A 13,322-nucleotide genomic window follows, 5' to 3' on the forward strand; every position below is an offset into this window, starting at 1 on the left:
AAAACAACCAGGGCGGGAAATAAAGCCCTGGTTGTACAGGAAGGGATAAAAGATTAGATATGGGTAACGATTTCTTTAATCAGCGGTGGACCTTTAAAAATAAAGCCCGAATAAATTTGCACCAGTGACGCACCGGCGGCGATTTTCTCGCGAGCCGCTATCACCGAGTCGATGCCGCCCACACCAATAATGGGCAAGCGTCCGTTTAATTCTTGCGACAACCGCCGAATAATTTCCGTGCTTTTTAATTGCAACGGACGACCACTTAACCCACCCGTTTCGTCACAATGTTTCATTCCCTGTACCAGCGATCTTTCAAGCGTAGTATTAGTGGCAATAACACCATCAATATTGTGGCGAACTAAACTATCGGCCACCTGGATCAATTCTTCTTCAGAAAGATCTGGTGCGATCTTTACGGCTACCGGAACATATTTATGATGCACATTTTGCAGATCGTTTTGCTTATTCTTAATTGCCGTAAGCAGATCGTCCAGCGCTTCGCCATATTGTAGCGTGCGCAAACCGGGCGTATTTGGCGAAGAAATATTAATGGCGATATAACCGGCGTAGGCATAGATTTTTTCCATACAAATCAGGTAGTCATCTTTACCCTGCTCAACTGGCGTGTCTTTATTTTTACCAATATTAATGCCCAACACACCGCCGAAGTGTGATTTCTTCACGTTCTCAACCAGGTTATCCACGCCAAGATTATTAAAGCCCATACGGTTGATCAGCCCTTCGGCGTCCACCAGACGGAAGATCCTCGGCTTGTCATTACCCGGCTGCGGGCGTGGCGTCACGGTACCTATTTCGATGGCGCCAAACCCCATCGCGCCCAGCGCATCAATGCACTCACCATTTTTATCCAGCCCGGCCGCTAACCCCAACGGGTTCTTAAAGGTCAGACCCATGCATTTGACCGGCTTCTCCGGTACACGCTGACGTACAAGGGCTTCGAAAGGTGTGCCGGTAATACGGCGTAATTGCTGGAACGTTAATTCATGAGCGCGCTCTGGATCGAGCTGGAAAAGGGCTTTACGAACGAAGGGGTAGTACATGAACTCTCCTGGATTCCCGGTTGCAAACCGGGGGCGTATTATCAGTGATTACCCGACGAAAGGGAATTGACCTGCGGCAAAAAAAGGCGAATCGACGCAATCGTTTTCTCTTACCTCTCTCCTTTATGCAAATTTCAGCATATTTTCATCGAATAAATCATTTAGTGGAATAAATCGACTCTGCCACACTGCCCTTAATTGTTATGAATGTTATCTAAAAGCAAACAATTGGTTATAAGGAGCGATTATGAGAGTTGTCACCCTGGCCGGAAGCCCGCGCTTTCCCTCCCGCTCCAGCGCGTTGCTGGAGTATGCCCGCGAGCGCCTGGATGCGCAGGATATTGAAGTGTGTCACTGGCATTTGCAAAATTTCGCGCCGGAGGATCTCCTCTATGCCCGCTTTGATAGCCCCGCGTTGCAAACATTTATTGGGCAACTCAGCGAGGCCGACGGGTTAATCGTCGCGACACCTATTTATAAAGCGGCTTACTCCGGCGCCCTGAAAACGCTGCTCGATCTGCTGCCCGAACGGGCGCTGGAAGGCAAAGTGGTGTTACCGCTGGCCACTGGCGGCACCGTGGCGCATATGCTGGCGGTGGATTACGCCCTGAAGCCGGTGCTCAGCGCACTGAAAGCGCAAGAGATCCTGCATGGCGTCTTCGCCGATGATAGCCAGGTGCTGGATTACCAGCATAAGCCCAGCCTGACGCCCAATCTGCAAACCCGACTGGATAAGGCGCTGGAAACTTTCTGGCAAGCGCTGCACCGCCGGGATATCCAGGCGCCGGATTTCCACCTGCCGCAAGGAGTCGCGCATGTTTAATCTGTTTAAAAATCGCGCGCAATGGCTGGCGTTAAGCGGTTTACTGACGCTTTCCGCCTGGACGCAGGCCGCCGAACCGGCACCGGAAAGTTTGCGTATTGGTTACCAGAAAGGCAGCGTCAGCATGGTGCTGGCAAAAAGCCATGAACTGCTGGAAAAACGCTACCCGAACACCAAAATCACCTGGACGGAATTCCCGGCAGGCCCGCAAATGCTGGAAGCACTGAATATTGGCAGTATCGATCTCGGCAGCACGGGCGACATTCCGCCAATATTTGCGCAAGCCGCGGGGGCGGATCTTCTGTATGTCGGCGTTGAGCCACCAAAGCCGAAAGCAGAAGTGATCCTTGTTGCACAAAACAGTCCGATTAAAACGGTTGCCGATTTGAAAGGGCATAAAGTCGCTTTCCAGAAAGGTTCCAGTTCACACAATTTACTGCTGCGCGCACTTCAACAGGCCGGGCTGAAATTCAGCGATATTCAGCCGGTGTTTCTGACACCTGCGGATGCGCGCGCCGCGTTCCAGCAAGGTAACGTTGATGCATGGGCCATCTGGGATCCTTACTACTCGGCGGCGCTACTGCAGGGTGGCGTGCGGGTACTGAAAGACGGCACCACGCTGAAACAGACTGGCTCCTTCTATTTAGCTTCGCGTCCCTATGCGGAAAAAAACGGTGCGTTTATTCAGGGCGTTCTGAACACCTTTAGCGAAGCCGATGCGTTAACCATTAGCCAGCGTGACGAAAGCATCGCGCTGTTTGCCAAAACGCTGGGGCTGCCCCAGCCGGTGATTGCCAGCTATTTCGATCACCGTCCACCGACCAAAATCTCACCGGTCGATGACACCACCGCCGCACTGCAACAGCAAACGGCCGATCTCTTTTATGAGAACCGGTTGCTACCGAAAAAAGTCGATATTCGCACCCGTATCTGGCAACCGGCCAAACAAGGAGCCAAATCATGAGGTTAAATCTGTTCTGGTTTTTACCCACCCACGGCGATGGTCACTACTTAGGGACGGACCACGGCTCGCGCCCGGTAGATCATGCTTATTTACAACAAGTCGCTCAGGCGGCGGATCGTTTAGGGTTCAGCGGGGTGCTGATCCCGACCGGACGCTCCTGTGAAGATGCGTGGCTGGTCGCCGCCTCACTTATCCCGGTAACGCAGCGGTTGAAGTTTCTTGTCGCCCTGCGTCCCAGCGTCACGTCGCCGACCGTTGCTGCGCGCCAGGCGGCCACGCTGGACAGGCTCTCAAATGGACGTGCGCTGTTTAACCTGGTAACCGGCAGCGATCCGCAGGAACTGGCCGGAGACGGCGTATTTCTCGATCATACGCAGCGTTATGAAGCCTCAGCGGAGTTTACTCACGTCTGGCGTCGTCTGCTGGAAGGCGACACCGTAGACTTCGAAGGCCAACATATTCATGTACGCGGCGCGAAACTCTTTTTCCCGCCGGTGCAGCAACCGCGACCGCCGCTCTATTTCGGTGGATCGTCCGATGTGGCGCAGGATCTGGCCGCTGAGCAGGTTGACCTTTATCTGACATGGGGCGAGCCGCCAGCGCAGGTAAAAGAAAAAATTGAACAGGTGCGCGCCAAAGCCGCAGCCCACGGGCGTAAAGTGCGCTTCGGTATTCGGCTGCATGTGATTGTCCGGGAAACAAATGCCGAAGCCTGGCAGGCAGCGAATAACCTGATCGCCCATCTGGATGATGCCACGATTGCTAAAGCGCAGGCCGCCTTCTCTCGCCAGGATTCCGTAGGTCAACAGCGGATGGCGGCGCTTCATGGCGGCAAGCGCGATCAACTGGAGATCAGCCCCAACCTGTGGGCGGGAGTTGGGCTGGTACGCGGCGGCGCGGGAACCGCGCTGGTGGGCGATGGCCCGACCGTCGCGGCAAGAATCAATGAATACGCTGAGCTTGGCATCGACAGCTTTATTCTTTCCGGCTATCCACACCTGGAAGAGGCATATCGCGTCGGCGAACTGCTGTTCCCGCACCTGGATGTCGCGGTGCCGCAAATTCCGCAGCCACAACCGTTGCAGTTACAGGGCGAAACGGTGGCGAACGAGTTTATTCCCCGAAAAGTGGCGCAAAGCTGAGGCAATTATGGCGGCAGAAAAGAAATGGCTCCTGCACATTGCCCCCTGGCTGCTGCCGGCGGGGATTGTGGTGGTGTGGCAAATCGCTTCCTCCACCGGCTTGCTCTCCACGCGCATCCTTCCCTCACCGGAAGGCGTGCTGGAAGCATTCTGGACATTAAGCGTGAGCGGTGAATTGTGGCAACACCTGGCGATCAGCTCCTGGCGCGCGGTAATTGGTTTCTCGATTGGCGGCACTATCGGTCTGACACTGGGGTTGATTAGCGGGTTGTCGCGCTGGGGAGAACGTCTGCTGGATACCTCCATCCAGATGTTGCGCAATGTGCCGCATCTGGCGCTGATCCCACTGGTTATCTTGTGGTTTGGTATCGATGAGAGCGCGAAAATTTTTCTTGTCGCGCTCGGCACGTTGTTCCCCATTTATATCAATACCTGGCACGGCATTCGTAATATCGACCGGGGATTGCTGGAGATGGCGCGCAGCTACGGTTTGTCCGGTTTTGCGCTCTTTGTTCATGTGATCCTGCCCGGCGCGCTGCCGTCGATTATGGTCGGGGTACGCTTTGCGCTCGGCCTGATGTGGCTGACACTGATTGTTGCCGAGACAATTTCCGCCAACGCCGGAATTGGCTACCTGGCGATGAACGCCAGAGAGTTTCTGCAAACGGATGTTGTGGTGGTAGCCATTATTCTCTATGCCCTGCTCGGCAAACTGGCCGATGTGAGTGCGCAATTGCTGGAGCGCCTGTGGCTGCGCTGGCATCCCGCTTATCACGTGAAGGAGGCAACAGCATGAATACGGCGCGACTCACTCAGGGGATCCCGTTGTTATTAAACGGCGTGAGTAAACGTTACGGCGATAACACCGTGCTCAGCGGGCTGGATCTGCATATTGCCGCCGGGCAGTTTGTCGCCGTGGTAGGCCGCAGCGGCGGAGGCAAAAGCACATTGCTGCGCCTGCTGGCCGGGCTGGAAACCGCCAATGCCGGAGAGCTGTTAGCGGGCAATACACCGCTGGCGAATATTCAAAACGACACGCGGATGATGTTTCAGGATGCCCGGCTGCTGCCATGGAAGTCTGTGATAGATAATGTTGGTTTAGGGTTGAAAGGCCGCTGGCGGGAAGCCGCACAGGATGCGTTACGCGCGGTCGGGCTGGAACAGCGAGCCAGCGAGTGGCCTGCGGCGTTGTCCGGGGGGCAGAAACAGCGGGTCGCGCTGGCACGGGCGCTGGTACATCAACCGGGGTTGCTGCTGCTCGACGAACCCCTGGGTGCGCTGGATGCGTTAACCCGTCTGGAAATGCAGGCACTGATTATGGAGCTGTGGCAGACACACGGTTTCACGGTGGTACTGGTGACGCATGATGTCAGCGAAGCGGTGGCGATGGCGGATCGCGTCCTGTTAATAGAAGAGGGACAAATCGGGCTGGACCTGGCCATCGATCTACCGCATCCGCGCCGCCTGGGTTCGGTGAGACTGGCAGAACTGGAAGCGGAAGTGTTGAATCGGGTGATGAAACGCAGCGAGTCGGAAACCGTTCCGTTACCAAAAACTCGTCACGCTTAATGTTCTGTAGTAACCGGCACAGGTCGCGCCCGTTAAGGTTTATTGCTTACTAAAAACCACGCTCTGTCGGCGCAGTCGTCAACCGGTTTGAATTCAGCCAGGTGGGCGGGGGTAAATCACGGACTGGTATACGCGGCTTTATAACGGTTTCGGCGCGCCCTTTGCGGGGAAAACAGTGCCGCCTTCGGTGAAGGCGGCATTTTTGTTACGCCAGCGCTTTGCTGACTTTCTCGTACAGATCGCCGGAAAGGTTCGGCAACGCTTTTAACTGCTCCAGCGCCGCACGCATCATCGCCTGACGTTTAGCATCATAGCGTTTCAGGCGGATCAGCGGCTCAATCAGACGCGATGCCACTTGCGGGTTACGGCTGTTCAGCTCGGTTAGCATTTCCGCCAGGAACTGATAGCCGCTCCCATCCAGCGCATGGAACGCTGCCGGGTTGCTGCTGGCGAAAGCGCCAATCAGCGAGCGGATGCGGTTCGGGTTGCTGAGGGTGAACGAGCGGTGTTTCAACAGGCTGCGCACCGTTTGCAGCACATCTTTCGCCGGGCTGGTGGCCTGCAGAATAAACCATTTATCCATCACCAGACCGTCGTGATGCCATTTGTCATCGTATTCCTGCATCAGCGCATCGCGGCACGGCAGTTGCGCGGCAACCGCCGCCGAAAGCGCCGCCAGCGCATCCGTCATGTTATCTGCGTCGTGATACTGCTGGCTCACCAGTTTGTCTGCCAGTTGCGCATCGCCAAACGCCAGGTAACGCAAGCACGTGTTACGCAAAGAGCGTTTGCCGATATCCGCATGTTCAACGCGGTAGCTATCGGGTTTGTGCGCGTTGTACACCGCCAGACACTCATCCGCAAGTTCGGTGGCAAGCGTGCGCGTCAGCGCTTCGCGTACCGCCGCGATGGCCACAGGATCGATGGTTTCAAACAGTTCGGCGATCTCATTTGCCGACGGCAGCGTCAGGATCTCTGCGGCAAGCGCAGGATCAATCGTCTCGTCCAGCAGGATCGCGCGAAACGCATCCGCGACATGCAGTGGCAGCGACAGCGCCTGGCCCTGCTGATGGCGCGCAACGTTCAGTTTAATGTGCGTAGCCAGCAGGCTCTGCGCCGCGTCCCAGCGGGAGAAATCGTTACTGGCGTGGCGCATCAGGAAGGTCAGTTGCTGATCGCTCCATTTATATTCCAGCTTCACCGGCGCAGAGAATTCACGCAGCAGCGACGGCACCGGCTGGAAATAGACGTTATCAAAGATAAAGGTCTGTTCCGCCTGAGTGACGTTCAGGACGTTATGTACCGGGTGCCCGTCTTTCTGCAACGGGATCACTTTACCTTCGTTATCGTAAAGTTCGATATCGAACGGGATATGCAGCGGCAGTTTGTCTTGCTGTTCGGCGGTCGGCGGTGTGCGCTGGCTGATGGTCAACGTGTATTGCTCAGTGTTCGGGTTGTAATCATCGTGCACCGTCACCACTGGCGTACCGGCCTGGCTGTACCAGCGGCGGAAATGCGACAGATCGATGTTTGACGCATCCTCCATGGCCTGCACGAAATCGTCGCAGGTCGCCGCGCTACCGTCATGACGCTCAAAATAGAGCTGCATCCCTTTCTGGAAATTCTCTTCGCCAAGCAGCGTATGCATCATGCGAATAACTTCCGCGCCCTTTTCATACACCGTCAGGGTGTAGAAATTATTCATTTCTATAACTTTATCCGGGCGGATCGGGTGCGCCATCGGGCTGGCGTCTTCGGCGAACTGCAGACCACGCATGGTGCGCACATTATTAATGCGGTTTACCGCACGGGAGCCCAGGTCAGAGCTGAACTCCTGATCGCGGAACACCGTCAAGCCCTCTTTCAGGCTGAGTTGGAACCAGTCGCGGCAGGTTACGCGGTTACCGGTCCAGTTATGGAAGTATTCGTGACCAATGACGCGCTCGATATCAAGGTAATCTTTATCGGTAGCGGTATCGGTGCGGGCAAGCACGTATTTCGAGTTGAATATGTTCAACCCTTTGTTTTCCATGGCACCCATATTGAAGAAGTCGACAGCGACAATCATATAGATGTCGAGATCGTATTCGAGGCCGAAACGCTGTTCGTCCCACTTCATGGAGTTTTTCAGCGAGGTCATCGCCCACGGTGCACGATCGAGGTTGCCGCGATCGACATATAGCTCCAGCGCCACTTCACGCCCGGAACGGGTGGTGAATGTGTCGCGCAGCACGTCGAAATCTCCGGCGACCAGCGCAAACAGATAGCAGGGTTTCGGGAACGGATCCTGCCACTGTACCCAGTGACGACCATTCTCCAGTTCGCCCTGATCAACGCGGTTGCCGTTAGAGAGCAGGAACGGATAGCGGGTTTTATCGGCAATCAGCTTGGTGGTAAAACGCGCCAGCACATCCGGGCGGTCCAGGTACCAGGTAATATGGCGGAAGCCTTCCGCTTCACACTGCGTACACAGCGCTTCACCGGACTGGTACAGCCCTTCAAGCGCGGTATTCGCGGCCGGGCTTATTTCATTCACAATGCGCAAGGTAAAACGCTCTGGCAAACCATCGATCACCAGTTGGGAGCCTTCTTCTTTATAGTTGGTCCAGGGCTCATCATTTACGTGAATGGAAATCAGGGTCAGCTCGCCGCCATCCAGGCGCAGCGGCACAGCAGAGGCGCTATGGCGTGACACTTTGCTCAGCGCAGTGACGACGGTTTTGGCGGCGTCAAGGTCAAAGGTCAAGTCAATATCGCTAATCAGGTAGTCCGGCGCACGGTAGTCGTGACGGTATTTGGCTTGTGGCTGTTGTGTCATAAAAAACCTTTAGCATCTTCTGTTGGTTACGACTCCAGTCTATTCCGGTTGCCGCAAACGCGCCACGCAGAATCTTCATCTTTTCAGAGGGAAAAGCTCTGTCTGCTACATTTTTATAACAGTCGGCACGAAATGCCATCGACCCATTCAATGCCTTATGGTGTGATCAGGGTTCAATAACCAGGTAAACAAGGTATACTCCAGCGACATTCTGCTTTGTTTATTGTACTAAACGCTCCTGTAAGAGGATGCTACTGCGCACCATGACTCAACTCGCTTTCTCAGGTCTGCAAACGCTGCTGGATACCGACGCTTACAAGCTGCACATGCAGCAAGCGGTGTTTCACCACTATTATGACGTGCATGTGTCGGCTGAATTCCGCTGTCGCGGCGATGACCTGCTCGGTATCTACGCAGATGCGATTCGCGAACAGGTCGACGCGATGCAATCGTTGCGTCTGCAAGATGACGAGTATCTGTGGCTGTCCGGCCTCCCCTTCTTTCAGCCTGACTACCTTAACTGGCTCCGTCATTTTCGTTATGACCCGCGCCAGGTCACGATTACTAACGACAACGGCAAGCTGCATATCAGCCTTTCCGGCCCGTGGCGCGAAGTGATCATGTGGGAAGTGCCGCTGCTGGCAGTGATCAGTGAAGTGGTTCACCGCTGCCGTTCGCCACAGACTGGCGTGCAGCAGGCTCTGCTGCATCTGGAAGAGAAACTGGCGGATTTCGCTGCGCGCACCGCGCAGGTAGATATGTCCGGTTTCCGTCTGATGGATTTCGGTACGCGCCGCCGTTTCTCCCGCGATGTGCAACAAGCGATAGTCGAACGGTTGCAACAAGAACCCTGGTTTATTGGCACCAGTAATTATGACCTGGCCCGCCGGCTGTCGCTGACCCCCATGGGCACCCAGGCGCATGAGTGGTTCCAGGCCCACCAACAGATCAGCCCCGATTTGGCCACCAGCCAGCGCGCGGCACTCGCGGCCTGGCTTGAGGAGTATCCAAACCAACTGGGAATTGCGTTAACAGACTGCATTACGATGGATGCGTTTTTACGTGACTTCGGCCCGGAATTCGCAACCCGTTACCAGGGGCTACGCCATGATTCTGGCGATCCGGTGGAATGGGGCGAAAAAGCGATTGCCCACTATGAGAAACTCGGCATCGATCCTCTGTCGAAGACGCTAATATTCTCGGATAATCTCGATCTAAACAAAGCGCTGGATCTCTATTGCTACTTTGCCGATCGCGTCAAGCTGGGCTTTGGTATCGGGACACGCCTGACGTGTGATATTCCCGGCGTAAAACCGCTGAATATTGTTATCAAGCTCGTTGAGTGCAACGGAAAACCGGTAGCAAAATTATCCGACAGCCCCGGGAAAACTATCTGCCATGACAAGGCGTTTGTTCGCGCCTTACGCGAAGCGTTTGACCTGCCGCAGGTCAAAAAAGCCAGTTAATAGCAGGGAGCCTGGGAGCTCCCTTCTTTTTTTGCCAATAATTTATTAATTGTTCCTGCGAATTCTGCTTGTCTGATGGCGTACGCCAGGTAACATAGATATCCCCCCTAATCGGGCGGACAAGTGTTTATTTTTTCCGACTATTAACAGAGAGAATATTATGAGCGTTGTGCCTGTAGCCGACGTATTCCATAGCCGCGTGGCCGTTGACAGTGAAGTCACCGTACGCGGATGGGTACGCACCCGCCGAGATTCTAAAGCTGGTATCTCCTTCCTCGCCGTTTATGACGGCTCCTGCTTTAATCCTGTACAGGCCGTTATTAATAATTCTCTGCCCAATTACCATGACGAAGTGCTGCGTCTGACCACCGGTTGCTCCGTTATCGTCACCGGCAAAGTCGTGGCGTCACCGGGCGAAGGCCAGAGTCTGGAAATTCAGGCGACCTCTGTCGACGTCACCGGCTGGGTTGAAGATCCGGATACCTACCCGATGGCGGCAAAACGCCACAGTATCGAATATCTGCGTGAAGTTGCTCACCTGCGCCCGCGCACTAACCTGATTGGCGCGGTTGCGCGCGTTCGCCACACGCTGGCGCAGGCGCTGCATCGTTTCTTCGACGAACAAGGTTTCTTCTGGGTATCTGCGCCGCTTATTACCGCGTCGGATACCGAAGGCGCAGGCGAAATGTTCCGCGTCTCCACGCTGGATATGGAAAACCTGCCGCGTACCGCGGAAGGCAAAGTCGATTTTGATAAAGATTTCTTTGGTAAAGAAGCTTTCCTGACCGTTTCCGGCCAGTTGAACGCTGAAACCTATGCCTGTGCCCTGTCCAAGGTTTATACCTTCGGCCCGACGTTCCGCGCGGAGAACTCCAACACCAGCCGCCACCTGGCTGAATTCTGGATGCTGGAACCAGAAATCGCTTTCGCCGATCTCGACGATAACGCCCGTCTGGCTGAAGCGATGCTGAAATACGCCTTTAAAGCGGTGCTGGAAGAGCGTCTGGACGACCTGAAGTTCTTTGAAGAGCGTGTGGACAAAGATGCTATTGGCCGTCTGGAGCGTTTCATCGCGGCAGATTTCGCTCAGGTTGATTACACCGATGCGGTCGCCATTCTCGAAAAATGCGGTGAGAAGTTCGAGAACCCGGTGTACTGGGGCGTTGACCTGGCTTCTGAACATGAACGTTACCTGGCCGAGAAACACTTCAAAGCACCGGTGGTGGTGAAAAACTACCCGAAAGATATTAAAGCGTTCTATATGCGTCTTAACGAAGATGGTAAAACCGTGGCGGCGATGGATGTGCTGGCACCGGGTATCGGTGAAATTATCGGCGGTTCGCAGCGTGAAGAGCGTCTTGATGTCCTGGATGCCCGTATGGCAGAAATGGGGCTGAATAAAGAAGATTACTGGTGGTATCGCGATCTGCGCCGTTACGGCACTGTACCGCACTCCGGCTTCGGTCTGGGTTTTGAACGCCTGATTGCTTATGTAACCGGCGTACAGAACGTGCGTGATGTGATCCCTTTCCCGCGAACTCCGCGCTCCGCAACATTCTGATGTTCTCAAGGCCAGCGTTATCGCTGGCCTTGTTCATTTATGTGACGCCCGTCAACTTTTATTAACAGTTCACGAGTGAATCCACCAATCCCCGTCGCGTTTTTTACCCTTCTTTGCACCTTTTTACACCTGAAAAACTTCTGTACGTAAATCCCCCAAACCGTTTATTGCGGAATATGTCAGCCTGTTAATTAGCACTTTTGGTTAAAATACGCACAGCAATCTGGATGGCTAAATACCATTATAAGAAAAAACACGACACGCGCGTTTCGCGGATAAGAAAAGCCTTTAGCTTAATTAAATATAAGTAATTCATATAAATAGCAATGATATCGCTCATTAAACCAGCACCCGATGCTGAACTTTGAGATGGTTCACAAAGTTCCCGAAAATACATAAAATCTTACACAATATTTCTTTTTGTTACTTCTTTAAGACATTTGTAGCACTTTCAGGGTAGCGAAACGTTGTTATGTTTGGAAAGATGCCTTTCAGACACAGAAAGACACCAAACTCTCATCAATAGTTCCGTAAATTTTTTTTGACGGAATTTATTGGCGGCAGTGGCAGGTGTTCAAAAAAACCAATGAGGGTAATAAATAATGATGAAGCGCAATATTCTGGCAGTGGTTATCCCTGCTCTGCTGGCAGCCGGTGCAGCTAACGCTGCAGAAATCTACAACAAAGACGGCAACAAAGTAGACCTGTATGGTAAAGCTGTAGGCCGTCATGTTTGGACGACCACTGGCGAAGGCAGCTCTAACAGCGATGCAACTTACGGTCAGATTGGTTTCAAAGGCGAAACTCAGATCAATAGCGATCTGACTGGTTATGGTCAGTGGGAATATCGTACTAATGCAAGCAAAGCTGAAGGCGAGCAAGGCGCAGGCAATACCCGTTTGGCATTTGCAGGTCTGAAAGTTGCCAACGCTGGTTCTCTGGATTATGGTCGTAACTATGGTGTTGTATATGATGTTGAATCCTATACAGATATGGCACCGTACTTCTCCGGCGAAACCTGGGGTGGCGCTTACACTGATAACTACCTGACCAGCCGTGCCGGTGGTGTTCTGACCTACCGTAACTCTGACTTCTTCGGTCTGGTTGATGGCTTGGCTTTCGCTGTACAATATCAAGGTAAAAACGAATCCAACCACAGCCTGAATGCGCAGAACGGTGATGGTGTCGGTTACTCAGTAGCTTATGATTTTGGTGGTGGTTTCGGCATTTCCGGAGCATATAGCAATTCCAAGCGTACCACCGCACAGGAAGCGGATGGCAACGGCGACCGTGCTGAAGCATGGGCTGTTGGTGCAAAATATGATGCAAATAACATCTACCTCGCCACTGTTTACGCTGAAACGCGTAACATGACCATTGTTAACAGCGCTGCTGGTCAAGCTGCAATTAACAATGCTACTCCGGCAGGACAGACTGCAGCTGATTACTGGGAAGCGGCTAACAAAACCCAGAACTTTGAAGTTGTTGCCCAATACCAATTCGATTTCGGTTTGCGTCCGGCAATTTCTTATGTCCAGAGCAAAGGTAAAAACCTGAACGGTGCGGAAAGCACTGCAGATCTGGCCAAATATGTCCAGGCGGGCGTGACTTACTACTTCAACAAGAACATGAACGTGTTCTTCGATTACCGCTTCAACCTGCTGGATAGCAACGATTACAGCGCTAAAACCTACGGCATCGGTACTGATGACCAGGCAGCTGTTGGTCTGACCTACCAGTTCTAATCAGTCACCCTCGACTGTTATATGCATATCAAACAGGGCCTTTGGCCCTGTTTTTTTATGCCTGTAAGATAAATTACGATGAGTTTTGAAAAGCATCGCGCTTTTTATCGCAAACGGTTGGCAATTCCTGTGTCAGCCGTTAACCTGATAGCGGATCTCCCTTCTGTCAT

General features: G+C 53.5%; 10 protein-coding genes. 8 read left to right on the forward strand and 2 right to left on the reverse strand.

Annotated elements, in window-relative coordinates:
• Positions 1–53: 53 nt before the first annotated feature.
• Positions 54–1,064, reverse strand: coding sequence for a quinone-dependent dihydroorotate dehydrogenase (gene pyrD / locus DFO56_RS01390; protein WP_045506731.1), 1,011 nt, complete (start codon positions 1,062–1,064; stop codon positions 54–56).
• 247 nt (positions 1,065–1,311) lie between these two features.
• Between pyrD and ssuE the strand changes: the two genes are divergently transcribed.
• From ssuE to ssuB, 5 genes are read left to right on the forward strand one after another with little or no spacing between them, the layout of a single operon-like run.
• Positions 1,312–1,887, forward strand: a complete 576-nt coding sequence (ssuE, locus tag DFO56_RS01395) for an NADPH-dependent FMN reductase (RefSeq protein ID WP_045506728.1) — start codon at positions 1,312–1,314, stop codon at positions 1,885–1,887.
• Complete coding sequence (locus tag DFO56_RS01400) at positions 1,880–2,851, forward strand: sulfonate ABC transporter substrate-binding protein (protein WP_020457258.1); 972 nt, start codon at positions 1,880–1,882, stop codon at positions 2,849–2,851. The genes ssuE and DFO56_RS01400 overlap by 8 nt, the downstream gene beginning before the upstream one ends.
• Positions 2,848–3,993, forward strand: coding sequence for an FMNH2-dependent alkanesulfonate monooxygenase (ssuD, locus tag DFO56_RS01405; RefSeq protein WP_045506725.1), 1,146 nt, complete (start codon positions 2,848–2,850; stop codon positions 3,991–3,993). The genes DFO56_RS01400 and ssuD overlap by 4 nt, the downstream gene beginning before the upstream one ends.
• Before the next feature lie 7 nt (positions 3,994–4,000).
• Entirely contained in the window at positions 4,001–4,789 is a 789-nt protein-coding gene (gene ssuC, locus DFO56_RS01410; protein ID WP_045506722.1) for an aliphatic sulfonate ABC transporter permease SsuC, read from the forward strand.
• Positions 4,786–5,562 carry an aliphatic sulfonates ABC transporter ATP-binding protein gene (gene ssuB / locus DFO56_RS01415; RefSeq protein ID WP_045506719.1) on the forward strand — a complete coding sequence of 259 codons (777 nt, stop codon included), beginning with the start codon at positions 4,786–4,788 and terminating at the stop codon, positions 5,560–5,562. The genes ssuC and ssuB overlap by 4 nt, the downstream gene beginning before the upstream one ends.
• 205 nt (positions 5,563–5,767) lie before the next feature.
• Here the strand turns inward: ssuB and pepN are convergent, their stop codons facing one another.
• Positions 5,768–8,380, reverse strand: a complete 2,613-nt coding sequence (gene pepN / locus DFO56_RS01420) for an aminopeptidase N (RefSeq protein ID WP_045506714.1) — start codon at positions 8,378–8,380, stop codon at positions 5,768–5,770.
• 263 nt (positions 8,381–8,643) lie between these two features.
• Here pepN and pncB point away from each other — a divergent pair, with 263 nt between their 5' ends.
• The 3 genes from pncB (at position 8,644) to DFO56_RS01440 (ending at position 13,152) form a co-directional block, all read left to right on the forward strand.
• Entirely contained in the window at positions 8,644–9,846 is a 1,203-nt protein-coding gene (pncB, locus tag DFO56_RS01430; protein ID WP_045506711.1) for a nicotinate phosphoribosyltransferase, read from the forward strand.
• A gap of 160 nt (positions 9,847–10,006) precedes the next feature.
• Positions 10,007–11,407, forward strand: coding sequence for an asparagine--tRNA ligase (gene asnS, locus DFO56_RS01435; RefSeq protein ID WP_045506708.1), 1,401 nt, complete (start codon positions 10,007–10,009; stop codon positions 11,405–11,407).
• A gap of 602 nt (positions 11,408–12,009) precedes the next feature.
• Positions 12,010–13,152, forward strand: a complete 1,143-nt coding sequence (locus DFO56_RS01440; protein WP_045506705.1) for a porin — start codon at positions 12,010–12,012, stop codon at positions 13,150–13,152.
• The last annotated feature ends 170 nt before the right edge of the window (positions 13,153–13,322 follow it).

Source organism: Kosakonia sp. AG348, from assembly GCF_003337365.1.
Taxonomy (GTDB): domain Bacteria; phylum Pseudomonadota; class Gammaproteobacteria; order Enterobacterales; family Enterobacteriaceae; genus Kosakonia.